Annotated in this window: 23 protein-coding genes and 1 pseudogene; 12 read left to right on the plus strand and 12 right to left on the minus strand. The window is 39.0% G+C overall.

Annotated features, from left to right (window positions below; genetic code table 11):
- Positions 1 to 20: 20 nt before the first annotated feature.
- From F565_RS0109675 to panC, 7 genes are all read right to left on the minus strand, one after another.
- Positions 21 to 2,015 (minus strand): biosynthetic peptidoglycan transglycosylase, encoded by a 1,995-nt coding sequence (locus tag F565_RS0109675; RefSeq protein WP_020213022.1) that lies wholly within the window; start codon positions 2,013 to 2,015, stop codon positions 21 to 23.
- Positions 2,016 to 2,023: 8 nt separating this feature from the next.
- Positions 2,024 to 3,385: a DNA repair protein RadA gene (radA, locus tag F565_RS0109680; protein WP_020213023.1), complete on the minus strand. Its 1,362-nt coding sequence runs from the start codon at positions 3,383 to 3,385 to the stop codon at positions 2,024 to 2,026.
- A 100-nt stretch (positions 3,386 to 3,485) separates the two neighbouring features.
- Entirely contained in the window at positions 3,486 to 4,067 is a 582-nt protein-coding gene (locus F565_RS0109685) for a hypothetical protein (RefSeq protein WP_020213024.1), read from the minus strand.
- Positions 4,068 to 4,150: 83 nt separating this feature from the next.
- Entirely contained in the window at positions 4,151 to 5,290 is a 1,140-nt protein-coding gene (locus F565_RS0109690) for an alpha/beta hydrolase (RefSeq protein WP_020213025.1), read from the minus strand.
- A gap of 45 nt (positions 5,291 to 5,335) precedes the next feature.
- Positions 5,336 to 6,298 (minus strand): lysylphosphatidylglycerol synthase transmembrane domain-containing protein, encoded by a 963-nt coding sequence (locus F565_RS0109695; RefSeq protein ID WP_020213026.1) that lies wholly within the window; start codon positions 6,296 to 6,298, stop codon positions 5,336 to 5,338.
- 3 nt (positions 6,299 to 6,301) lie between these two features.
- On the minus strand, positions 6,302 to 6,652 hold the full coding sequence (gene panD / locus F565_RS0109700) for an aspartate 1-decarboxylase (protein ID WP_020213027.1): 351 nt from the start codon (positions 6,650 to 6,652) through the stop codon (positions 6,302 to 6,304).
- 13 nt (positions 6,653 to 6,665) lie between these two features.
- On the minus strand, positions 6,666 to 7,511 hold the full coding sequence (gene panC / locus F565_RS0109705; protein ID WP_020213028.1) for a pantoate--beta-alanine ligase: 846 nt from the start codon (positions 7,509 to 7,511) through the stop codon (positions 6,666 to 6,668).
- 104 nt (positions 7,512 to 7,615) lie between these two features.
- On the opposite strand from panC, the gene F565_RS0109710 reads away from it, so the two are divergent.
- From F565_RS0109710 to F565_RS0109765, 11 genes and pseudogenes are all read left to right on the plus strand, one after another.
- Complete coding sequence (locus F565_RS0109710; RefSeq protein WP_020213029.1) at positions 7,616 to 8,422, plus strand: glycogen/starch synthase; 807 nt, start codon at positions 7,616 to 7,618, stop codon at positions 8,420 to 8,422.
- 21 nt (positions 8,423 to 8,443) lie between these two features.
- The gene (bamH, locus tag F565_RS21435) at positions 8,444 to 10,111 is read left to right on the plus strand and encodes a BamH family beta-barrel-assembly machinery protein (protein WP_020213030.1); all 1,668 of its coding nucleotides are present in this window, start codon (positions 8,444 to 8,446) and stop codon (positions 10,109 to 10,111) included.
- A 9-nt stretch (positions 10,112 to 10,120) separates the two neighbouring features.
- Complete coding sequence (glmS, locus tag F565_RS0109720) at positions 10,121 to 11,968, plus strand: glutamine--fructose-6-phosphate transaminase (isomerizing) (protein WP_020213031.1); 1,848 nt, start codon at positions 10,121 to 10,123, stop codon at positions 11,966 to 11,968.
- Positions 11,969 to 12,049: 81 nt separating this feature from the next.
- Positions 12,050 to 12,619 carry a hypothetical protein gene (locus tag F565_RS0109725; RefSeq protein ID WP_020213032.1) on the plus strand — a complete coding sequence of 190 codons (570 nt, stop codon included), beginning with the start codon at positions 12,050 to 12,052 and terminating at the stop codon, positions 12,617 to 12,619.
- A gap of 96 nt (positions 12,620 to 12,715) precedes the next feature.
- The gene (locus F565_RS0109730; protein ID WP_020213033.1) at positions 12,716 to 13,483 is read left to right on the plus strand and encodes a M90 family metallopeptidase; all 768 of its coding nucleotides are present in this window, start codon (positions 12,716 to 12,718) and stop codon (positions 13,481 to 13,483) included.
- Positions 13,484 to 13,578: 95 nt separating this feature from the next.
- The gene (locus F565_RS0109735; RefSeq protein WP_020213034.1) at positions 13,579 to 14,592 is read left to right on the plus strand and encodes a hypothetical protein; all 1,014 of its coding nucleotides are present in this window, start codon (positions 13,579 to 13,581) and stop codon (positions 14,590 to 14,592) included.
- A gap of 202 nt (positions 14,593 to 14,794) precedes the next feature.
- Positions 14,795 to 14,860 (plus strand): annotated as a pseudogene (locus tag F565_RS23395) (hypothetical protein); the annotation flags it as partial.
- Positions 14,861 to 15,538: 678 nt separating this feature from the next.
- On the plus strand, positions 15,539 to 17,050 hold the full coding sequence (gene atpD / locus F565_RS0109750; RefSeq protein WP_020213036.1) for a F0F1 ATP synthase subunit beta: 1,512 nt from the start codon (positions 15,539 to 15,541) through the stop codon (positions 17,048 to 17,050).
- A gap of 79 nt (positions 17,051 to 17,129) precedes the next feature.
- Positions 17,130 to 17,417 (plus strand): F0F1 ATP synthase subunit delta/epsilon, encoded by a 288-nt coding sequence (locus F565_RS0109755; protein WP_020213037.1) that lies wholly within the window; start codon positions 17,130 to 17,132, stop codon positions 17,415 to 17,417.
- Positions 17,418 to 17,500: 83 nt separating this feature from the next.
- Positions 17,501 to 17,953 carry a hypothetical protein gene (locus tag F565_RS0109760; protein WP_154652582.1) on the plus strand — a complete coding sequence of 151 codons (453 nt, stop codon included), beginning with the start codon at positions 17,501 to 17,503 and terminating at the stop codon, positions 17,951 to 17,953.
- 120 nt (positions 17,954 to 18,073) lie between these two features.
- A complete protein-coding gene (locus F565_RS0109765; protein ID WP_020213039.1) occupies positions 18,074 to 18,670 on the plus strand; it encodes a hypothetical protein in 597 nt (198 codons plus the stop codon).
- A gap of 22 nt (positions 18,671 to 18,692) precedes the next feature.
- Here the strand turns inward: F565_RS0109765 and F565_RS0109770 are convergent, their stop codons facing one another.
- From F565_RS0109770 to F565_RS0109785, 4 genes are all read right to left on the minus strand, one after another.
- A complete protein-coding gene (locus F565_RS0109770; RefSeq protein ID WP_020213040.1) occupies positions 18,693 to 19,097 on the minus strand; it encodes a hypothetical protein in 405 nt (134 codons plus the stop codon).
- Between the two features lie 127 nt (positions 19,098 to 19,224).
- The gene (locus F565_RS0109775; RefSeq protein ID WP_020213041.1) at positions 19,225 to 19,440 is read right to left on the minus strand and encodes a helix-turn-helix domain-containing protein; all 216 of its coding nucleotides are present in this window, start codon (positions 19,438 to 19,440) and stop codon (positions 19,225 to 19,227) included.
- Between the two features lie 2 nt (positions 19,441 to 19,442).
- Positions 19,443 to 19,952, minus strand: a complete 510-nt coding sequence (locus tag F565_RS0109780) for a DUF2975 domain-containing protein (RefSeq protein WP_020213042.1) — start codon at positions 19,950 to 19,952, stop codon at positions 19,443 to 19,445.
- 17 nt (positions 19,953 to 19,969) lie between these two features.
- On the minus strand, positions 19,970 to 20,416 hold the full coding sequence (locus tag F565_RS0109785; protein ID WP_244874857.1) for a DUF2975 domain-containing protein: 447 nt from the start codon (positions 20,414 to 20,416) through the stop codon (positions 19,970 to 19,972).
- A 174-nt stretch (positions 20,417 to 20,590) separates the two neighbouring features.
- Here F565_RS0109785 and F565_RS0109790 point away from each other — a divergent pair, with 174 nt between their 5' ends.
- Positions 20,591 to 21,739, plus strand: coding sequence for an aminotransferase class I/II-fold pyridoxal phosphate-dependent enzyme (locus F565_RS0109790; RefSeq protein ID WP_020213044.1), 1,149 nt, complete (start codon positions 20,591 to 20,593; stop codon positions 21,737 to 21,739).
- Here the strand turns inward: F565_RS0109790 and F565_RS0109795 are convergent.
- The gene (locus F565_RS0109795; RefSeq protein ID WP_020213045.1) at positions 21,717 to 22,880 is read right to left on the minus strand and encodes an AI-2E family transporter; all 1,164 of its coding nucleotides are present in this window, start codon (positions 22,878 to 22,880) and stop codon (positions 21,717 to 21,719) included. The genes F565_RS0109790 and F565_RS0109795 overlap by 23 nt on opposite strands.
- Positions 22,881 to 22,986: the final 106 nt, after the last annotated feature.

Genomic DNA, 22,986 nt, shown 5'->3' on the forward strand with positions numbered 1-22,986 from the left:
CTTGTTTATATCAGTTTCTTTTAAAAAGCCTGTTTGCTGAGGTTAAAGAAAATTTCATCAATATCTAAAGAGTCGTTAGCAAAAATGTTTTCTTTATTAAGGCGAAGCCTGCCACGGGCACGGCCTATAACATTAACATGGCCTTTTTGGGCAATAGTATCTTCGGCAGAAATTAAGCCACGCCTAAGCATGATGTTTTTAATATAATTGTCGTGCTTAAGTGCATAGCTTTTCAGGTCGCCCTCGCCGGTAAAGCGGTACATAAATGTTTTAGGGCTTGGTATAATACTTGCCAGGAACACACATTCATCGAGGGTTAGGGAGGCAGGACTTTTATCAAAATAGTAGCGTGAAGCCTCGCCTATGCCATATACATCCGGTCCCCATTCTATTACATTAAAATAAACCTCCAGCATGCGCTCTTTGCCTGCTATGTGATTGTTCTCTAATATATATACAAGCAGTATCTCTTCCATCTTGCGCGAAAGGGTTTTTTCGCGGGTAAGAAATACATTTTTAACCAGCTGCATACTTATAGTACTGCCGCCCCGTGAGAATTTTTTAGTCTTAATATTTTTTATTAAGGACTGCCTAAAAGCCTCTGTAATAAAGCCACGGTGCGAAAAGAACGACGGGTCTTCGCTGGTAAGTACAGCCTTGCGCAGGTAAGGTGATATCTGGCTTATTGGGGTGTAGTTGGCATTACCACTGCCCACAAGTACCGGGCGCTGTGCTCGGCCATGATCTATAGCTCTGTATACAAAGCTGCCGTTTAGCTTGGCAAGGTCGGCGGCGCCATATTTTGTAATCTTTAAATTATCTTTTTTAAGGCTGCTGTCAAACACAAGAGCATTAGGCTTGTTCTTGTTCATTAAAAAATCCAGGTTATAACTAAAATTGCCTTCGGCTTCCATACCTTCAAAATTGGTAAATAGGCCTTTAGGCAGCGAGGTTATAAAATCCTGCGCAGGCATTGTAGGTATGTGTGCCTTTATCTGGTATGTAGTATCGGCCTCTACGCTGTATTTTGCAAAAGGTTTTACTTTTAATTTATTAAGCTGTACGGTAGAGGTACTGTCTAACGCTATATATCTGTCGCCAAAAAGCACGCGGTAATCAAAACGGGCATTGTCTATAACTACATCTTTAAGGGCAATTTTAGGGTGGTTAACCATAAAGTTGCGTATAGATGCATATCCATCTACATGCAGTTCGCCGCTCTCCATTTCTATTTTTTCGAGGTTTACATGTATCGAGTCAAACCCCGATTTAAGTCCGTAACGCTCACTAATGTAAGGTACGGCAATGCGTGATGTATCGGTATTAAAAAATTTAAGGTCGGCTTTGCGGTTACGCGGGTCGGCAAAACCCTTTACCTTCCAGTTTTGTATTATAGTATCTTCAACAACATGAATGTTACTTTCAAGCTGGTTATCTGCAAGGGTCATTTTGCTAAGGTTCATGCTTAGTTTTCTACCCATATCGTCTACGCGAAAGTTAAGGTTATCCAGTGCCATATCTGTAGGCACAAGATTAAGCACTTTAGTGAGCAGGCGGTAGGCACGTTCTGCATAGCTGCGGCGGGCATCGTCGTCGTTATCTTCTTTGTCTTTTTTGCTGTGAAGAAACGATTTAAAATTCCACCCCTCGTTATTTTTTACCAGTTGTACAAAACCGTCCCTCATTTTAAGGGTTCCTAATTGTACATCGCCCATAAGCAGGCGCGACAGGTTTACGCTGGTGCTTATTTCTTTAACCTGTAATAGCGTATCGGCATCTTTAGGTATTATGGTAACGCCCTTCATCTCTATGCCGGAGAGCCCGTTAAATTTAGCTTCCTTAACACTGAACGATGAGTTGTAGTCGCGGCTCATTTTATCGGTAACCTTTGCAACGGCCTTTTGCAGGGCTTTATCCCTAAAGGCAAAGAACGATATGCCCGCTATAATAAAAACTACAGCGAATACCGAGATTACCCAGAGGGCTATTTTTTTGAAATTTATTTTTTTACGCATATATAAGTTTAACCAAACAGGTGGCCTGCAACATCTTCAATTTTTGCCACCAGTTTAATATCTATCATCGTGTTCTTTAATGAAATCTTGTTGTACTTAGATACAAAAATAGCAGAAAATCCTAACTTTTCGGCTTCCAGTATGCGTTGTTCTACACGATTTATAGGTCGTATCTCTCCGGATAGCCCAATTTCGCCCGCAAAACAATACTCTTTATTAACCGGGATGTCTTCGTTAGATGATAATATGGCGGCTACAACAGCAAGGTCTATAGCAGGGTCATCTACATTTATGCCACCGGTAATGTTAAGAAAAACATCTTTTGCACCCAGGCGAAAACCCGCCCTTTTTTCTAACACGGCAAGTACCATGTTAAGGCGCTTTGCATTATAGCCTGTGGTGCTGCGCTGTGGTGTGCCGTATACTGCACTGCTTACAAGTGCCTGTACCTCTATCATTATGGGGCGCATGCCCTCCATAGTGGTGGCTATGGCAGTGCCGCTTAGCTCTTCTTCTTTATGCGATATTAGTATTTCGCTGGGGTTTGCCACTTCGCGCAGCCCGGTGCCCAGCATTTCATAAATTCCCAGTTCGGCAGTGCTGCCAAAACGGTTTTTAAGCGAGCGCAGTATGCGGTACACATGGTTGCGGTCGCCCTCAAACTGCAGTACGGTATCTACCATGTGCTCCAGTATTTTGGGTCCTGCAATGCTGCCATCCTTAGTAATGTGGCCTATAAGTATAACGGGCACATTGCTTTCTTTAGCAAACTTTATCAGTTCTGCAGTAGTTTCGCGTATTTGCGATATGCTTCCTGCGGTACTCTCAATATAATCGGTATGCAGGGTTTGTATAGAGTCTATAATAACCACTTCGGGGTCTATAGCTTCTATTTGCCTGAATATATTTTGGGTTTTAGTCTCGGTAAGGATATAACAATTATCTGCCGAAGGCGTAATCCTTTCGGCACGCATTTTTATCTGCTTCTGGCTTTCCTCGCCGCTTACATAAAGGGTGCGGTAGGGCAGCTTAAGCGATATTTGCAACAGCAGCGTACTCTTGCCTATACCGGGTTCTCCGCCCAAAAGGGTAAGCGACCCCGGCACAAGCCCTCCGCCCAGAACGCGGTTAAGTTCTCCGTCGCCGGTGTCGAGCCGAATTTCGTTTGTAGAATCGATCTCAGCAATGCGAAGGGGTTTGGGTATTTTTTTATTTTCAGATGATGCCGGTTTCCACGACGGCTTCTCTTCTTTTTGTACAAGTTCTTCCACTATGGTATTCCATTGCTTGCAGGAGTTGCATTGTCCCTGCCATTTGGCATACTGGGCACCACAGTTTTGGCAATAAAAAACAGTTTTAATTTTGGCCATTTACTATTTTTAGGTAAAAATCAAAGATAGCTTTTTTTGTTGTTATTTGGTAACCCGGGAGTTTTGTTGATCTGTTAATTTGTGAGCCGGAATTGACATTTCAATCCATCTTATCAACAAATTCGGTACCTACGCCATTTTGATGTGTTTCGTATTCACGAACCTTTTGCGAGATAATTTTGCCGGTTTCAGAATCAACAATGACAACTTCTGCTTTATTTTCTTTTGGGTTAAGTTTATTAAAAATATCATATTGATACTTTTTGCGCTTATAGTCAAAGATAAGAGAGGCTGTTAAGTCCACACCTTTTTTATGCTTAAAAGCTTTTTTAGCAATGAATATGGCTTCGTTTTCACTAATAAATGTGCAGCTACGGCCATCTTTATAAACATAGCATGGAATTATAGCGTAATCAAAAGGCTTTATAATTTTAAAAGCCGAATCGTAGCGTATGTTTAAGTCTCCAAAATTACTGTCGTAAATTATTTGATGCCCAATATCAGAACCAATGGTGTCATGGAATACCAACGCAAGTTCAGGCTTAACCAGATCTAATATATCTTTAAGGTCTGAGTTTAATATACTGTCTGCAAGTGTAACCGCCTTTACATTAGCAAGATATTCCTGCTCGCTTTTAAGGAACGCCGTATCAATATATTTGAGGGTTTCAAGGCTGTTCACTTTTTGGGCATTACCTGCACAACAGCATATCAAAAAAGATATTAGCAGGTAATGCCCCGGATATTTTATGGTAGTGTCAATAATTATTGGTTAATGCTCTCGCCCTTTTGTATCATAAAATCTTTAGTGTACTCACCTATGGGCGATAACCCGTAACCGTTCATATACGATTTTTTAGCCCTTTTAAGGTCGCCGGTCATTTCATAATACATACCATCATAGTACTCGCCAATGGTTTTTTTAGGGTAATTTTTCTTAGCCAGTGCAGCAAGGTCCCTAAGCTCGTCATACATGCCATTTTTGCGTATGGCAGCCTCTATAGCTTTAAAATCGGCAAGGCGAATTACCATTTTTACACCAAGGTCTTTTTCTATAATGTCATACTTGTTTTTAAGATAATCTACATAGCCCGATTTTAGGGTTTCTATTTTATCTTTATATTCAATAGGCGAAATAGGTCTGTACGATGCAAAAATATTATACAATGCACCCGGTGCACCATAAGGTACAAGAGAGTAGTGCGAGCCTGTAATAAAATCTTCAAACAGGTATTTTACATTTGGGTTGCTTACAGCTTTAATTTTTTCGTCTAAAGATTTTATTGCTTTGCGCAGTTTAGGCGAGTCTCCCTCGGCAGTACATAAATAAAAGAATACCGGTTTAGTGCTCGATGCCAGCATTTCGGGCAGGCGGGTTTCCATATCGGTAGCCATAACGGGGCTAAATGCTATAAAACCAGTAAAAGGCGATTTTTCCCTGTAAAGGAAAAAGCTTGCCATAGTTGCAGTAACGTCATGCCCGGCAATTACTTTATAAGGCGAAATGCGGTAGGTTTTTTCAAGGTGCGGTACAAGCTCTTCGCCTATAAACTGGAAAAACTTATCTCCGGTAGTTTCCGGCAATCCGGTTTCCTCGCTAACGCGTGAGTCGTCTTCGCGCTGGTTGCCATAATTTTGGGCAACCCCCACAATAATAGCTTCCGGCAGTTCGTCCCAGTAAGTTGTGTAAGCAAGGGTACCTTCAAAAGGGCCGGTTAAATACTCACCGTCAAGCACCAGTATAAGAGGGTATTTTTTGTCTTTATTTTGTTCGTAAAGAGGGGGTAATGTTACGGTAATAGATCTTTTCGCATTTAGTTTTTCAGAGAAAACCTCTTCAGTCTTTTTCTGGGCAAGCAAAGGGCTTGCTGTAATAAACAGCAATAGTAAAGTAATGTATCTCATGGCGTTACAATTTTAAGGGGATAAAATCAACAGGCAAGATACTAATTATTTCTTTCTGTAAAGCAATGGGAGCAGTAAAAAAGAGAAACCGCCCAAAATAATTACAAGTCCGGTTTGCGAAGCCCATATTATCCAGCCAAAAGCGGTACCTGCAGCATAGGGCAGGCCGTATACCTCTAACAGTTTTGCCACAGCAATAGGAAATAGCCCAAAGCCTCCATTGCTAAAAGTTATGGCAAGGCTGCCCACTACAAAAGCGAGCATAACAACATTAAAGCTAAGGTGCGAAGTCTCCGGCAGGGCAAAAATGGTAATATAAAACATTAGTATATAAGTAGACCAGATGTATACCGACAGAATAAGGAACGGCCATTTATTAGGCATTTTAAACACGCTTAAAACGCCCTCTACAAGCCCGGCAATTTTTATTTTGAGTTTTAGCAGCCACGCCATGCGCGAATACATGTAAAAAAGTACAGAGGCTGTAAAAAGTATAAGAGCAATTATAGCATAAAACAATAGTTTTTCGTAGGGCACATTAGTGCTTACATATTCTTTTAGTGCGCTGTATTGTAATGCTATAGTGCCGCCAAGGCAAATAATTAGCAGGAAAAGGTCTATAACCCTTTCTGATATTATAGTACCAAAAGCCTTATCAAAAGGTACATCGCTGTAGCGTTTTAAAACCAGTGCACGGCTTACCTCGCCACTGCGTGGTATGGTAATATTCATTAGATAGGTTATGCATACTGCCGAGAACTTTAAAGGGAAAGGGGCAGTGTAACCCATGTGTGCCAGTGTATACTTCCAGCGGTAGGCGCGTGCAATATAACCCGTTACACCTACAAATAAAGCAAGGCCCACATAAAGATAATCGGCAGTTTTAAAGCTTCGCTTTATTTCTTCAAGTTCTTTAGAGCTAAGCTGGTTATAGGCATATATAACTAAAAATACTCCCAGTATAAGTGGGAGTACTATGCTTAAAATACGGATTATTTTTTTTTTCAAAACTTATGTTAGCGAGTTATCTGCTTCGTTAGGAAAAACAATAGCAGGTTTAAAAGTCTTAGCTTCCTCAAAATCAAGGATGCCGTAAGATATAATTATAATAATATCGCCGCGCTGTACTTTGCGTGCCGCAGGGCCATTAAGGGTAATGTCTCCGCTGTTCCTGTTTCCTTTTATAATATAAGTTTCTAAACGCTCGCCATTATTAATGTTAACGATAGATACTTTTTCTCCCTCAATCATATTGGCAGCTTCCATCAGTGCTTCATCTATCGTGATGCTGCCTATATAGTTTAAATCGGCTCCGGTCACCGTAACGCGGTGAATCTTGGATTTTACAACTTGAATTTGCATGGCGCAAAGGTAATCAATTTAATGAAATATTGTCTATTAACCTAACATTGCCTAAAAAAACTGCAATAAAAGCCCTGTATTTTGTGTTTTCCTTTACTGTTGCGGGTTCTAAAGTATCTTCGGGCGCTATTTCAAAATAGTCGGTTTTGTATTCGGGGTGTGCGGCAAAAGCGTGTGCCACATAATCTTTAACGGTAGTTATAGAGCTTTCTGCAAACTTATTTTTAGCTTCCTGCAACGTTTGGTATATAAAGGCGGCATCTTCTTTTTCGGCAGCGGTAAGGCGTTCGTTGCGCGAACTCATGGCAAGGCCGTTAGGCTCACGGCTTATGGCGCAGCCCACAATATTAATGGGCATGTTGTTCTTTACCACCAGTTTTTTCACAATCTGTAATTGCTGAAAGTCTTTTTCGCCAAAGTAAGCATTGGTGGGGGTAACAATATCAAACAGTTTTTTTACAATAGTGCCCACGCCATCAAAATGGCCGGGGCGGTGTGCGCCTTCCATCTGGTTTTCCAGCCCGTCAAAATTATAGTGTTGCGAGGTGGTGTTACCGTCGTACATCTCATCAACCTCTGGTGCAAACACAATAATATCATCGCTTAGCGTTTTTATTTTGGCAGCATCGGCCTCCAGCGTGCGCGGATATTTTTTAAGGTCGTCCGGGTTGTTAAACTGTGTGGGGTTTACAAAGATGCTTACTACAGTTATTTTGTTTTGGTTTACGGATTGCTGCATAAGAGACAGATGGCCGCTGTGCAGCGCACCCATAGTGGGTACAAACCCTATAGAAGTTCCGGCTGCAATTGCAGTGGCAAGATGGTCCTGAAGGAGGGCTTTTTTATTGAAAATGAGCATTTGCGCAGTATTAATATAGGGGCAAATTTAATATATAGTTATAAACTGACCAAAAATGTTTAATTTTGCATGTTTTTAGAACCAAATAAAACTAAGTATTGAAGATGGAGGATAAGAGGATATTGTACGTATCATCTGAAGTTGTGCCCTATTTGGCTGAGAATGAAGTGTCTTTAATGTCGTATGATGTGCCAAAAATGATTAACGACCAGGGCGGTCAGATCAGGATATTTATGCCGCGTTACGGCAACATCAACGAAAGAAGACACCAGCTGCATGAGGTAATTAGGCTTTCAGGTATGAACCTTGTGGTAAATGATATGGATATGCCGCTTATTATTAAAGTAGCCTCTATACCAAAAGAGCGCATACAGGTATATTTTATAGACAACGACGAATATTTTAAAAGGAAAGCCACATTTAGCGATGAGGATGGTGTGCTGTACCCGGATAACGACGAGAGGGCTATCTTTTTTGCAAAAGGGGTAGTGGAGACCGTTAAAAAACTTAACTGGGTGCCCGATATTATACACGTACATGGCTGGCTTGCCGCTATGTTGCCTGTTTATATGAAGCATTACTATAAAGATGAAGCACTTTTTGCCGACACTAAAATAGTAACATCTGTATACAACCAGTCTTTTGATGGTACGCTTGATGAGAACATGCTTAAAAAAGTATTGTTTGATAATGTGCCCGAAGCAGATGTGAGCATGCTTGCCGTACCTGATTATACAAACATCATGAAGGCTACCATAGCACACTCTGACGCGGTTATTATAGCATCAGAAAATTTATCAGATGAGCTTGTAAGCTTTATCGAAGCATCGGGAAAACCGTTCCTGCCATTTACATCTAAAGATAATTTTGCATCGGTGTATACTAATTTCTATAGAAATCAGGTTTTATAGTAAAACCTTCAAAAAAATTGTATGAATACTATTTACCTCGTTAAGAGATTTTTTCTTGCTTTAACCATAGTCTTTTTTGTGTCGTGCGATACCGATTTTACAGAGATAGGCGCTAATGTGGTAGATGGCGATATACATAACAGCCTTATACGATTAGAAGCTCCTATAGTTGCTTATGATAAGGCAACAGGTGCTGTGCAGAGTAATAACCTTACTGTAAATACCCTTGGTGTTTATAATAACCCTGTGTTTGGTAAGACTACTGCAAGTTATGTAACGCAGGTACAGCTTGCCTCGGCAAACTTAAACCCTACGTTTGTTTCGCCGGTTTTAGACTCTGTGTATATATACATTCCATACACGAGTACTTTAACGGCATCTGCTACAACTAATTCAACTGCAAAATATACGCTTAGCGGTGTGTATGGCGATACCCTTAATTATTTTAAGCTTGATATTAAAAGAAATAATTTTTATTTAAGGGATAGCGATGCATCATCCGGTGGTACAGCCGGGCAAAAATATTATTCTGATGACAGGGATGCAATTGTAGGCTCTCCAGGCGAAAGTATACTTGAAGGCGGCCAGGTGCAGCAATTTAGGTACAGTGCAGGTGTGGTAAAACGCGAATTTAGATACACACCGGAAACTGAGGGTGCAACTGAAATAGGCGGCAGAGAAACTCTTGCCCCAGGGATGTATTTTCCTCTTAAAAAATCGACTTTTGAGACGCTCATATTTGCTGCGGGTGGTACCGGTAACCTGCTTAACAACTCTGTATTTACTAATTATTTTAGGGGTATCTATTTTGATGTAGAGCAAAATGGCGAAGGCGTTATGGGAACACCTGATTTTACAAAGGGTGTAATTACCATGAAGTACAGGGATAGTGTTATTACAACTACCAGCAGGACTCAGGTTAAAAAAACGCTTACATTAAACCTCACCGGTAATAGAATAAACTTTTTTACTAACGACTACAGAAGTGATTTCACATCGGCAATTGCAACCAGCGATGCTGTACTGGGAGATAACAGGCTTTATGTAAAAGGTGGCGAGGGATCTATGGCTTTGTTAGACATTAAAAATTCTACGATAGACTCTTTAAGGAACATTGCCGCCACAGGAGAGCGCGTTCTTGTTAACGAGGCTAACCTTGTGTTTTATGTAGACCAGGTTAAAATGCAGCCCGTCCAGGATATTTATGCGGCTAATAATGCCCGGGTTGAAGAGCCTATACGTATATTTTTGTATGATGTAAATAATAAGAGGCCTCTGTATGATTATTATACAGATGGTACTACGGTAACGTCTAACACTAAATACTCTAAATATGTACACGGCGGATTGCTGGAACGCTCCAGCGGTAGGGGTACACAATATAAAATAAGGATTACAGACCATATTAACAACCTTATTAATAAAGATTCTACAAACGTTAAGCTGGGCTTAGTGGTTACCGAAGATATAAACACTATTACAAGTGCGGCTTTAAAGAACCCCTTTGAAAATGAGCCGTGGATGGGCGCAGTGCTTCCGGTGCAGCCTTTTGTAAGGGTAAGTACACTGCCTACAGCATCTGTAATGCATGAGTTTGGAACTGTACTGTATGGTAATAACATACCTGCAGGCGACCCTGATTATGACAAGCGTTTAAAGCTTGAGATTTTTTACACGAAACCTGAATAAATATAGAGTATGTGCGGAATTGTAGGTTATATAGGCCACAGAGAGGCTTATCCCGTGATTATAAAAGGACTTAAAAGGCTGGAATACCGTGGTTATGACAGTGCCGGTGTGGTACTGTATGACCAGGGAGAACTTAAGCTTTGCAAGACTAAAGGTAAAGTGAGCGACCTTGAGGCTAAGGCCGAAAAGGAACTTGACACTACCGGTACTATAGGTATTGGCCACACTCGCTGGGCTACACATGGTGTGCCTAACGATGTAAACTCGCACCCGCATTACAGTAACTCGGGCAACCTGGTTATTGTACATAACGGTATAATAGAGAATTACGACCCGCTTAAAAAAGAGCTTATAAAAAGGGGCTATACTTTTAAGAGCGATACAGATACAGAGGTGCTTGTTAACCTTATTGAAGAAATAAAAAAACAGGAGCATATAAAACTGGGCAAAGCGGTACAAATTGCCCTTAACCAGGTGGTGGGTGCTTATGCCATTGTGGTTTTTGATAAACAAAACCCCGATGAAATTGTGGCAGCCCGTTTGGGTAGCCCCCTTGCCATAGGTGTGGGCGAAGATGAATTCTTTATCTCGTCAGACGCTTCTCCGTTTATAGAATATACTGCTAATGCCGTGTATCTTGATGATGAGGAGATGGCTATTATAAGCCTGGACAAGCCACTTGCCATACGTAAAATAAAAGACGACTCGTTAGTAGACCCATATGTACAGGAACTGCAAATGAATCTTGAACAGATAGAAAAAGGCGGTTTTGACCACTTTATGCTTAAAGAGATCTATGAGCAGCCCAATGCTATTAAAGATACTTTTAGAGGAAGGCTTCGCGTTGCCGAGGGTATTGTAAAAATATCGGGTGTAGAAGATAACCTGCAAAAATTTATGAATGCCGACAGGATTCTTATCATTGCCTGTGGTACTTCATGGCATGCCGGCCTTGTGGCCGAATATATTTTTGAAGAGTTTGCCCGTATACCTGTAGAAGTAGAATATGCATCAGAATTTAGGTACCGTAATCCGGTAATTCGCCCTAACGACGTGGTTATTGCCATATCTCAGTCGGGTGAAACTGCCGATACCCTTGCTGCCATTAAACTGGCTAAAGAGAGTGGTGCATTTGTATTTGGTGTGTGTAATGTAGTAGGGTCATCAATATCCCGCGAAACACATAGTGGTGCTTACACCCATGCCGGCCCTGAAATTGGGGTGGCATCTACAAAAGCATTTACTACACAAATTACCCTGCTTACCCTTATGGCACTGCGCATAGCGCGTGCTAAAGGCACGATGGCAAGGGCAGATTATTACCGTTACCTTCAGGAACTGGAATTAGTTCCGGATCTTGTGGCAGAGGCTTTAAAATCTAACGATAATGTGCAGGCTATTGCCGCTATTTATAAAGATGCGCCTAACTGTATTTACCTGGGCCGTGGGTATAATTACCCTGTGGCACTGGAAGGCGCACTTAAACTAAAAGAAATATCGTACATACATGCCGAAGGCTACCCTGCTGCAGAAATGAAGCACGGCCCTATAGCGCTTATAGATGAGCGTATGCCGGTTGTAGTTATTGCACCTAAACAGGAGCATTACGACAAAATTGTAAGTAACATACAGGAGATAAAAGCCCGTAGCGGAAAGATAATTGCCGTGGTTACAAAAGGCGATACCCAGGTAAAAGCCCTTGCCGACCACGTTATAGAAATTCCGGAAACGAGTGATGCCTTATCACCATTACTGGCTACCATACCACTTCAGTTATTAAGCTACCATATTGCGGTAATGCGTAACTGTAACGTAGACCAGCCAAGAAATTTAGCAAAATCGGTTACGGTAGAGTAACCTGTTTATAATAGAGCATGCAAGCCGCTGAGAATAATTTCTTAGCGGCTTTTTTGTATATTTGAGAAAAGCTTTTGTTAAATGCATGATTATAATAGGGAACACGCAGAAAAGATTATAGAAGATATATTTAAAGGCGAATATATTGCAACAGAAGAAAAAGAGAGTAAAAGCTACTTTTTTGTAAGTTACAAACACAAATTATATGATGAAGATGACGACCGTGCTGTCCGTGTAAGTGTAGGTCCATTAGTTTTCTATAAGAATACCGGAGAGTACAAGCTTTCGGGTACGGGCGATATTTTAAGAGACACATTTGAAGGTGAAATGAAAGAAGCGTACGGCTATAGTGATGAGCCTGATTCTATATTTGTAAAACCATTAATACCTGAAATTATTGCAGGAATACAACGACGCAGATACGTAAATTTACTGGATGCCCAGTTTATGCTTGAAAGTCTTAATGAACAATATCCCGGCATTGAAGATGCTATTAGACAACTGCGCCGGGATATACCTTATTCTGAATATTTTATATTTTTAAGTGATAACCCTGATCATTACAAAGCGGTAAAAACTTTATGGGATTCTTTTGGATTCAGATATCATTGGGTTGAAAATGATTTATTGTTACACCGTAGCAAGGAATAGCTAAGGCCACCAAATTGTATATTATAATAACTTTTTGAGGGATGTGTAATTTCTGCTTAATCTATTCTTATCTATCTTTACAACAAATAAAAAATTATGGTTTTTGTTATTTTTTTGGTGGTAGCTGTTGCCGCCGGATTCTTTTTGTATAAAAAGCCAAAGAGCAAGACGGTTACGGGTTTTCCGGCGCAGTGGCAAAGCCTGCTGGAGGAGAATGTGCATTTTTATCGTGAGCTACCTGCGGAGCGCCAGCCTGAATTCAGGCAGCGCATTATGCAGTTTTTAAGCGAAGTATATATAGAGGGTGTGCAAATGGAATTGACCGATCTTGATAAGCTACTTGTTGCCAGCAGTGCCGTAATACCGGTTTTTGGCTTTAAAGAATGGCATTATAGTAACCTGAGCGGTGTGTTGCTGTACCCGGATTATTTTGACGAAGACCTGCAATTTGCCGATAGCGACAAAATGCGCAATATAGGCGGGCTGGTGGGTACCGGCAGGTTTGAAAAGCAAATGATACTGAGCAAAAGGGCATTGTATCATGGTTTTACCAATACTACCGATAAAAGTAATACCGGTATACATGAGTTTGTGCATTTGATTGATAAAATGGACGGCGTTACCGATGGTATCCCCGAAAGGCTGCTGGGGCAAAACTACGTTATACCGTGGGTAAATTTAATGCACAAAACCATGGAAGAGATAAATGATGATAAATCGGATATCAGGGAATATGGCGGTACCAACCAGGCAGAGTTTTTTGCGGTAGTATCGGAATACTTTTTTGAACGCCCCGATTTGTTGGAAAGCAAACACCCTGAACTTTTTAAGATGTTAGAGATGTGTTTTTATCCGAAGGGGTAAGTTTTATTAGGAATGGTTAAAAATAAACTTGATAGTACATTGTTCAATGTTTAGTTTTTGCACTATTTAATATTAATAATTGAATGACTTATTAGATGATTAATTATAGGCAAAATAGGATAAATAATCCTAAAGAGATAAATTTTGAATATATAGATAGTGAATTGAGAGATGGTAAGGACGTCATAGTGCAATTTTCCGACTTGACATTTTCTGATGCCATACTTTCCCAATTAGATAAATTATGTGATAAGTATGACAGTAATTTTGGTGTTAGATTTTATGGAAATTATTCAGGTTCATTTGATTTCAAAACATTATTAAAAATTCCTCATGTAAAATACCTATCCGTGGACTGTATGATAAATGCACATAATATCTTAGTAATCTCAGAATTACAATATTTAAAAAAACTTTCGTTGGGGGTGTTTGAACTTAAAGAGACTGAAATATTAAATCTAAGTAATCTTAAAAAACTTAAAGAGTTGATATTGACCGATACTAAAACTAAAGCTTTGAATCTTGATTACTTAAGAGATTATAAAAATTTAAAGCTTTTGATAATTTGTGGACATACTAAAAATATTGATGCGGTTGGAGAAATTGTAGGTTTGGAGTTTCTTTCATTGAATTCAGTTAAGAGAGTTTCAATATCATTTGTCAATAAACTAATTAACCTCAAAACTTTAAAATTAATTTTAGGGAGCAGAAATAATATTAATGAAATTGATGAAAATAAAATTGAAAATCTCGAAATTGTTTGGGTGAGAGGTTTTAACGACCTAAGTTGCATTTCAAATTTCAAAAACTTAAAGAACTTCCTTATTGAAGATAATATTCAATTAGAAAGCATTAAATTTGATATAGAATTTCCCTTTTTAGAGTCCTTAAAAATATTAAATTGTAAAAAACTTAATTACATAAATGGTATTAATAATTTAAAGGTATTGAAGCAAATTATTATTTCTAAGACGGATGTTAATTTTAATTCATTTATAAACCAGAATTTACCTACAAGTTTGAGTTATGTCGGATTCTATACGACTAAGTCTAAAGTCGATAAAGAAATTAAAAATAAATTAGTAGAGCTGGGATACAAAACCAGATAATACTATCATGAAAAACTACAACAACATACAATCATTTGACGAGCTTATTGATTTATAGCATGGAAAAATTGACACCGAAAGCGGAAATGTATATGAGGAACATTCGCAAATGTTTATTATAAGTGAGATGCTTAAAGAAGCTCGTAAAGATGTTAACCTTACACAGGAGCAGTTAGCCGAAAAAACGGGAACGTAGAAAAGTTACATTTCAAAAATTGAGAACGGTAAAGGAAATATACAGCTATCTACATTAATCAGGATTTTTTGAAGTTAATCTTAATAAACGAATTGGCTTGACTTTTTTGTAGCATATAAGCTCTTGAAGAATATGAAATTTTACAAACACCTTTCAACAACATTTTTTATAATTACACTTTGGTGTGTATACGTATTTTTTGATTATTATTCAGACCGTTCTTTCATGGCTGGCTTAACCCTGTATATTGATTATTTATTTAGTGCCCTATTTGTTTTATTTCTTGCCTTAATTTCGCTTTTTTTAAGTTTTAGTAAATTTAAGGCGAGTGCTTTAAGTAATTTTCTCTACGTTTTTTCGGCGTTTACAAATATTTTTTTAGTTGCTGTGTATTCTTTACAGTTAGTGTTTTCGAATAGGGTAAGAGAGTTCTTTTCAGTTTGGGAACCTATTAACGGCATATTACTATTTCAAATGTTTTTTGGTGTATATTTGTTTGTATACATATACAAAAATAAAATTTACAACCAGCCTTATTAATAGCTTATAATATTTAAGCTATCCCCACTATCAACAAAACAAACCCTAACTTAATAGCATTCCCTATCCGTTTTTGTGAGAAACCTCCTTTTTATTGAAAAAAACGTAATTTGGGTATTGCGTAATTCACATTTAAAAAACTATCTTTGCACTCGGAAAAAAGAGGTTTTTTCTTAGTCGATAAATAGCTGTTTAATAAATACATAAGCAATGTCTAAAGTAATAGGAAAAGTTGCACAGATTATCGGACCAGTGGTAGACGTGGTGTTTGACACCCAAAATGCTGAGCTTCCAAAAATTTACGATTCATTAGAGATCATTAAAAAAGATGGTTCAATACTGGTACTTGAGGTACAATCGCACGTAGGCGAGAACACCGTTCGTACTATAGCAATGGACTCTACCGATGGTTTGAGCAGGGGTACAGATGTTGCCGCTACAGGCGCTCCTATCCAGATGCCTATAGGTAGCGACATTTATGGCCGTTTGTTTAATGTAATAGGCGACGCTATTGATGGCCTTGGCAACCTGCCTAAAGCAGGCGTGGATGGTTTACCTATTCACCGTTCGGCTCCAAAATTTGAAGACCTTTCAACTTCGTCAGAGGTTTTATACACAGGTATTAAAGTAATCGACCTTATTGAGCCTTATGCAAAAGGTGGTAAGATTGGATTATTTGGTGGTGCCGGTGTTGGTAAAACCGTATTGATCCAGGAGTTGATCAACAATATAGCAAAAGGTCACGGTGGTCTTTCGGTATTCGCAGGAGTAGGTGAAAGAACACGTGAAGGAAATGACCTTCTTCGTGAAATGCTTGAATCAGGCATCATTAAATATGGTGACGAGTTTATGCACTCTATGGAAGAAGGCGGATGGGACCTTGCGAAAGTAGACAAAGCCGGTATGAGGCAATCTAAAGCTACGTTCGTATTCGGACAGATGAATGAGCCGCCAGGAGCACGTGCACGTGTTGCACTTTCGGGACTTACCATTGCCGAATATTTCCGTGACGGAGCAGGTGAAGCACAAGGTAAAGACGTACTTTTCTTTGTAGATAACATTTTCCGTTTTACACAGGCAGGATCTGAGGTATCTGGTCTGTTAGGCCGTATGCCTGCAGCGGTAGGTTACCAGCCTACACTTGCTACAGAGATGGGTGCTATGCAGGAGCGTATTACTTCTACAAAAAGAGGATCCATTACATCGGTTCAGGCGGTTTACGTACCTGCGGATGACTTAACCGACCCGGCTCCGGCTACAACTTTTGCCCACCTTGATGCTACAACATCATTATCACGTAAAATTGCTGAGCTTGGTATTTACCCTGCGGTAGACCCGTTAGAGTCAACCTCAAGGATACTTACCCCGCTAATTCTTGGCGATGAGCACTACAACTGTGCACAAAGGGTAAAAGAAATTCTGCAAAAATACAAACAACTACAGGATATCATTGCTATCTTAGGTCTTGAAGAGCTAAGTGACGACGATAAACTATCGGTAAGCCGTGCACGCCGTGTGCAGCGTTTCCTTTCTCAGCCATTCCACGTGGCAGAGCAGTTTACAGGTATACCAGGCGTTCTTGTAGATATTAAAGACACTATAAAAGGCTTTAACATGATTATAGACGGTGAACTTGACCACCTTCCTGAAGCTGCCTTTAACCTTAAAGGTACCATTGAAGACGTGATCGAGGCCGGACAAAAAATGCTTGCTGAAGTATAAAAACAGTTTACAGTTTACGGTTAACAGTTTACAGTTGCTAAACCGTTAACCGTTAACTGTTAGCTTAAAACTAAAAGATATGTTATCATTAGAAATAGTATCGCCGGAAGGCCATTTGTTTAAAGGCAATGTAACATCTGTTACGGTGCCGGGTGTAGATGGCGAATTCCAGATGCTTAACCACCACGCTAATATTGTTGCAATACTGGCGCAGGGAAGCATTAAGATAGCGGTTCCTGATTTTAAGGCAAATGCAGCTTTTAGCGAGCGTTTTACAAAATCTGACAAGGACCAAAAGTTCCTTTTGCCTATATCAAGCGGCACACTGGAGCTTAACGACAATAAAATTATTATTTTGGTTGATTAGAAATTCATCTATACACTAAAAGTCCCCATACTTATCTTAGCATGGGGACTTTTTTTATAGGTAAAGTTTTTATCTTTAATGGCATGAAAATGTACTTTCAGCAATATAAACCATCTCAGGCCCAATACACTTTAGGCATTGCCGGTCTCGTTGTAGCATTAATATCTATAATTATAATTGTGCTTTTTTGCAATAAAGTATATTGGATAGGCTCGTCTGATTATGTAATGGCGATTAAAGCCATTGGCCCCGGATTAGTATTTGCGATTGCCTTTTTACCTAAAAAAATGCTGGTAATTACTAAAGGTTTAAAATGCATAACAATGCATACAGAGTATATTTTTATGTTTTTTAGCATTGCTTTGCCAAAAAAAACCTTACCTGAAATTGATTATGTTTGTGCATTTTGCCAATTGCAAAGCGATAGCGACAATGCCGGTAATATAGATTATTCTTATATATATGATGTAAATGCATGGTATGGAAACAAACATATAAAATTGTGTAGTCAGTATAATGCTGAGTCAGCTATGTAGGTAGCAACAAAGCTCGCTGGTTATCTTAAATGCGACTTGCTAAATGCTACAGATCATAATAATAAAGAGTGGATAGAGTTATCATATAGAAATGATGATGTGCAACCATAATGACAAATCATGATAAACACTACTAACGACATTATAATTAGTGAACGTAATCGCCCGCGCTGGCAAAGTGTATTGGCAGCATTGTGCTATGCGCTGATGTTTATGTTTGTAGGGCTGATGATATTTGGATTATATACCTATCCCGGCAAGCAGGGATTCAGAGCTTTTGTGAGCTCTTTTAACTGCGCGGTATTTATGCTGGTTTTTGGCTTGCGGTTCTCTGTTATAACCAGTATATATTTTGATATGGCTGGGCGGCGTTATAAAAAAGAATATAAAGTGGGCTTTGTTCGTTTTGGTAAGTGGCAGCAATTGCCGGATATAGATTATGTGTCGGTTTTTAAGCAGGCAGTTACATTACCGGGTGAAGATGATGGCCACGTATTTAACGTAAATGTGTGGTATGGAATTAACCAGCATTTTACAATTTATACCAAACCGGAGTTAAAGCCGGCTTATGATATGGCTTTGTACATTGCATCGCGCACAAGGGTAGAACTCTTAGACGCCACCGATTCTCAAAACAAAATATGGATTACACCATTTGTAGAAACCCAAAGCTGGGGTTTGCCTGCTGCTAAGGTAAATAAGAGAGGATTGCGGTAAGTATTATTTCTTTATCTGATGTTTAGTGCCTTTTTGGAATATTGTTAACAGACATGTTCCAATGACGGGGTGTTTCAAGCTTATAAAGCCCAGGCTTATATGAAAGTATTTTAATATCGAAAATATAATCTCCATTATATACTGTTTTTGCTAAAGAATTACCACACCTCGCTCCGGGCTGATTGTTTTTAAGGGGGTAGTTTTTATAAACTAAAGAAAGATTAAGGTTAGGTGATCCGTCACGCGTAGTAATATTTTCAAGGGTTACAATTTTAATCGAATCTTTTTCAATCGTCCCTATTTCCCTATTCCAGAGTTTAACATCATATAAATTTTCTCCTGTTTTGTTCTGTAATGACAATTTTACCTGTGCTTTAATTCCATGAGCCGTGAACAGTAGAAGTAATATCAGTTGTATTATTTTCATAAGGGTATTATTATGTCGAAAAGACTTACAAATATCTTACCACAATTTTAAGCTACATTGATAATCACTTTATGATAAGACTGCAGCAACGTGTAAAAGGCCATTGCAACTTACATTACACGATAAATTATAACTTATTATCTTCTACAAACTCCATAATATCGCCGGGCTGGCAATTCAAAATCTCGCAAATAGCCTCAAGGGTACTAAAGCGTATCGCCTTGGCTTTGCCTGTTTTAAGTATAGAGAGGTTAGCCGTGGTCATGCCTATACGGTCGGCCAGTTCGTTACTGCGCATTTTGCGTTTGGCCAGCATAACATCAAGGTTTATTATTATAGGCATGATTATACGGTTAAATCATTCTCTTCTTTAATGGTTTTCGCCATAAGAAATACTTCGCTAAGTACCATAAAAAACAGTGCGAGGCTTATGGTAAATAATCCTGAACCAAAACCGTCTACACCTAACCCTATTTTTACGTGGCCCTGCGAAATGGTTTTAAAAACAAATGGAGGAAGAAGCCACAGTACTGCCGCTACAAGGAAAGCCTTACCTGTTTGATCTAAAAACTTTATAACCCTGTCATCAAATATTACTTTTTTAGAGAACAGGAATAATGTCTTCTTAAACAGGTATATAGCATAGGTAAAAAAGCAATGGCCTGTATAAAACAACAGCATAAGGATTATAACCTCTGTATTAATATCAGTAACAGGTTCATTGTTTATTTTAAAAGGTATCCTGCCGGGCATAAATGCTACGGTAATTATAAATGGGAGCCCAAGGAAGACCACTATTATTGAGGCGATAAACAGGATGTTTATAAATGTCTGGAGTATTGGTAAGCGTTTCATGTTTAAATAATTTTGATTTATAAAGTAAGGTCGTTTTCTGCTTTAATGGTTATGGCAATCCGCATAATTTCGCTAAGTACCATGAAAAATACGCTAATACTTACAACCAGCATCCCGGTATTAAAGCCATTAAAGGCTAAACCTATTTTCGGACCATCGGCGTATGCCTCAGCTACCAAGCTGGGTATTATCCATAGTGCGGCTGCTGCAAGCAAATATCTTCCGGTATTGTTTAATATTTTAACAACTCTGTCGTCAAATATAATTTTTTCCGAGATTAATAAAAGTGTTTTTCTAAAGAGGTAAATGGCATAGGTGAAAAAACAGCACCCAGTGTAAAATAAAAGTATCATAAATATAAACCATACATTAAGTTCTACAAGAGGCTCGTCGTCTATTTTAAACGGAATTTTACCCATTATTTTTAATGCGATGATGAAGGGAGCAAATAAAATAACGAACATGAAGTTAACAATGAGGAGAACCTTTATAAGAATCTGTAATAGGAAAAGACGTTTCATATATTTGGTAGTTTAGATTTCAACAAATATATAAATTATTGATAAACGATAATTAATAGTTGTAAAAAAATATTTAATTATTTTTTTGTTCGTTATTTAGTTTGTTATTTTTGAAGTATGAAAAGCCTTCCTAAATCATTATCAGATAAACTGGCCGAACGTATCAATGCCAATGCCCTTAGACAACTCGGCACAGATAATGCATTGATCGATTTTTCATCTAACGATTATTTGGGATTATCGGTATCTAAAGACATTTTTGATGGTGCACATGATTATCTTATTCGAAATAATATAATTGTAAATGGCTCTACAGGGTCAAGGCTCATATCCGGCAACCACAGCCTTTATGAAATTACTGAGAAAACAGTTGCCGACTTTCATGATGCCGAAAGCGCGCTTATATTCAATTCAGGATATGATGCTAACGTAGGGTTTTTTAGCTGTGTGCCTCAAAAGGGAGATGTAGTGCTGTATGACGAATATATCCATGCATCAATACGCGACGGTATACGGCTTAGTAATGCCACGGCATATAAGTTTGCGCATAATAATATTGAAGTGCTTACAGGTCTTGTAAAGCGCTACAGGGACAGGGCTAATGAGGTGTATGTAGTTACCGAATCTGTTTTCTCGATGGATGGCGATTGCCCGCACCTTGATGCTATGGCTGCCTTTTGTGCTGACAATAATTGCAGGCTGGTGGTAGACGAAGCGCATGCCCTTGGCGTGTTTGGGCATAGAGGCGAAGGCCTTATTCAATTACTCAATTTGCAGGATGTTATTTTTGCCCGAATAATGACTTTTGGTAAAGGCTTGGGTTGTCACGGTGCCGCAATTTTAGGTTCGGCAGCGCTAAGAAGTTATCTTATAAACTTTGCCCGAAGCTTTATATATACCACCGCATTGCCACCACATTCACTGGCAACCATACTTACCGCTTACAACTATCTTGATACATCGGTTTTAGAGAAAGAAACACTGCAAATCAACATCCTGTTTTTCAACGCCGAAATAGAAAGATTAGGCTTAGCTGGTTTCATAGAAAGCAATTCGGCTATACAATGCGCAGTAATTCCCGGTAACGAAAAGGTAAAACAAATAGCAGCTACCCTGCAGCAATATGGTTTTAGCGTTAAAGCTATATTATCGCCCACGGTACCGCAGGGGCACGAACGGCTAAGGTTTTGCCTGCATGCCTATAATACAAAAGAACAGGTTACACAGGTAGTAGAGTTGCTCGCTAATTCTCTCCTTTATCCATAATGTCTTTTATTTTGGCATCGTGCTCTTTATCTTTTTCCTTTTCAATCTTTGCTTTTTTGGTTTTCCGGTTGCGCTTTTTAAACCAGTTGTCATCTTCTTCACCAAAAAGGTATGCATAAGGTTGTGTGTCAGGACTCAGCTCAAAGAGTTTTTTAAGTATGGCAATCGTGGGTATAATAAGTATCATACCCAATACTCCCCATATAGCCCCGCCTACAAGCAATCCTAAAAAAGTTACAAGTGCATTAAGGTTTACATTACCGCCGGTAATTTTTGGGGTAAGAAAAGCACCCTCCAGCAACTGTATAAATATAAACGAAACGGCAACAGCTATGGGGTAAAAAAGGCTGTCTTTTGTTATAAGTGCAAAAAAGAACGGCATAATAACCCCTAACGATGGCCCCAAATATGGCACAATATTAAGCATGCCCGCCACTACGCCAAAAAATATAGCGTGCTTTATGCCTAATGCAAACAGTACTGCTGTGTTAACTACAGCCAGTATGCCCATTACTTTACTGGCGCCAAATATATAAGAGTGTACAATTTTGCGAATAGACGTTAGCTTGTCTAAAAGGAAGTTGTTGTCCTGTTTGCTGAATACTTTAGTTACAAACACGGCAAGGTGGTCGCGGTATATAAGCAGGAAAAAAATAAATACGGGTAGTAAAATAACGTTAGATAGTGTATTGAGCATGTTAACAAACAACTGGGTTGCAGTGCCGTCTACCGGTTTTACCATGTCTACCGCTTTTTTAAATTCGAAACCATTTGGCATACCCAGGTCAAACCCAAAGGTTTCCATACACCATTTATTGGCAAGTATTACAAACGAGTTTAGCTTTGTGGTAAGGTCGCCGCCCAGGTCGTGCATAAAGCCGCGGAGCTGAAGGTATATAAGGAAAAATATCCCGCCAATAATTGTAATAAAAAGGATAAGGCAAATGGCTGCGCTTATAGATCGGGGAATTTTTCGGCGTTCCAGCCTGTTGCACGACGATGTTAGCAGCATGGCTATATAGCCAGATATAAGAAGGGGTACTAATATGGCTTTTGCTATTATCATAAAAAATACAATGATAATAATGAGCAGGGCTATAAAAACCGTTTTTATGTAGTTGGGTACTTTTAGCGTTTCCATATAAGTAAAAACATGTTAAATTATGATGGTTCTACTCAAAATTAGTAATTACAATTGCCTATTGTGGTAATATTATATTAAAATTAAAAAAATATCATGGGTCTTT

This window comes from Flavobacterium rivuli WB 3.3-2 = DSM 21788, assembly GCF_000378485.1.
GTDB classification, from domain to species: Bacteria; Bacteroidota; Bacteroidia; order Flavobacteriales; family Flavobacteriaceae; genus Flavobacterium; species Flavobacterium rivuli.

Excerpts from the sequence above, each read along its gene's own strand:
- F565_RS0109795 (WP_020213045.1), bottom strand. The coding sequence starts at position 22,880 with ATGGAAACGCTAAAAGTACCCAACTACATAAAAACGGTTTTTATAGCC.
- atpD (WP_020213036.1), top strand. The coding sequence starts at position 15,539 with ATGTCTAAAGTAATAGGAAAAGTTGCACAGATTATCGGACCAGTGGTA.
- F565_RS0109755 (WP_020213037.1), top strand. The coding sequence starts at position 17,130 with ATGTTATCATTAGAAATAGTATCGCCGGAAGGCCATTTGTTTAAAGGC.
- radA (WP_020213023.1), bottom strand. The coding sequence starts at position 3,385 with ATGGCCAAAATTAAAACTGTTTTTTATTGCCAAAACTGTGGTGCCCAG.
- F565_RS0109725 (WP_020213032.1), top strand. The coding sequence starts at position 12,050 with ATGCATGATTATAATAGGGAACACGCAGAAAAGATTATAGAAGATATA.
- bamH (WP_020213030.1), top strand. The coding sequence starts at position 8,444 with ATGAATACTATTTACCTCGTTAAGAGATTTTTTCTTGCTTTAACCATA.
- F565_RS0109780 (WP_020213042.1), bottom strand. The coding sequence starts at position 19,952 with ATGAAACGCTTACCAATACTCCAGACATTTATAAACATCCTGTTTATC.
- F565_RS0109710 (WP_020213029.1), top strand. The coding sequence starts at position 7,616 with ATGGAGGATAAGAGGATATTGTACGTATCATCTGAAGTTGTGCCCTAT.
- F565_RS0109790 (WP_020213044.1), top strand. The coding sequence starts at position 20,591 with ATGAAAAGCCTTCCTAAATCATTATCAGATAAACTGGCCGAACGTATC.
- panD (WP_020213027.1), bottom strand. The coding sequence starts at position 6,652 with ATGCAAATTCAAGTTGTAAAATCCAAGATTCACCGCGTTACGGTGACC.
- F565_RS0109785 (WP_244874857.1), bottom strand. The coding sequence starts at position 20,416 with ATGTTCGTTATTTTATTTGCTCCCTTCATCATCGCATTAAAAATAATG.
- panC (WP_020213028.1), bottom strand. The coding sequence starts at position 7,511 with ATGCTCATTTTCAATAAAAAAGCCCTCCTTCAGGACCATCTTGCCACT.
- F565_RS0109730 (WP_020213033.1), top strand. The coding sequence starts at position 12,716 with ATGGTTTTTGTTATTTTTTTGGTGGTAGCTGTTGCCGCCGGATTCTTT.
- F565_RS0109775 (WP_020213041.1), bottom strand. The coding sequence starts at position 19,440 with ATGCCTATAATAATAAACCTTGATGTTATGCTGGCCAAACGCAAAATG.
- glmS (WP_020213031.1), top strand. The coding sequence starts at position 10,121 with ATGTGCGGAATTGTAGGTTATATAGGCCACAGAGAGGCTTATCCCGTG.
- F565_RS0109675 (WP_020213022.1), bottom strand. The coding sequence starts at position 2,015 with ATGCGTAAAAAAATAAATTTCAAAAAAATAGCCCTCTGGGTAATCTCG.
- F565_RS0109690 (WP_020213025.1), bottom strand. The coding sequence starts at position 5,290 with ATGAGATACATTACTTTACTATTGCTGTTTATTACAGCAAGCCCTTTG.
- F565_RS0109760 (WP_154652582.1), top strand. The coding sequence starts at position 17,501 with ATGAAAATGTACTTTCAGCAATATAAACCATCTCAGGCCCAATACACT.
- F565_RS0109765 (WP_020213039.1), top strand. The coding sequence starts at position 18,074 with ATGATAAACACTACTAACGACATTATAATTAGTGAACGTAATCGCCCG.
- F565_RS0109770 (WP_020213040.1), bottom strand. The coding sequence starts at position 19,097 with ATGAAAATAATACAACTGATATTACTTCTACTGTTCACGGCTCATGGA.
- F565_RS0109735 (WP_020213034.1), top strand. The coding sequence starts at position 13,579 with ATGATTAATTATAGGCAAAATAGGATAAATAATCCTAAAGAGATAAAT.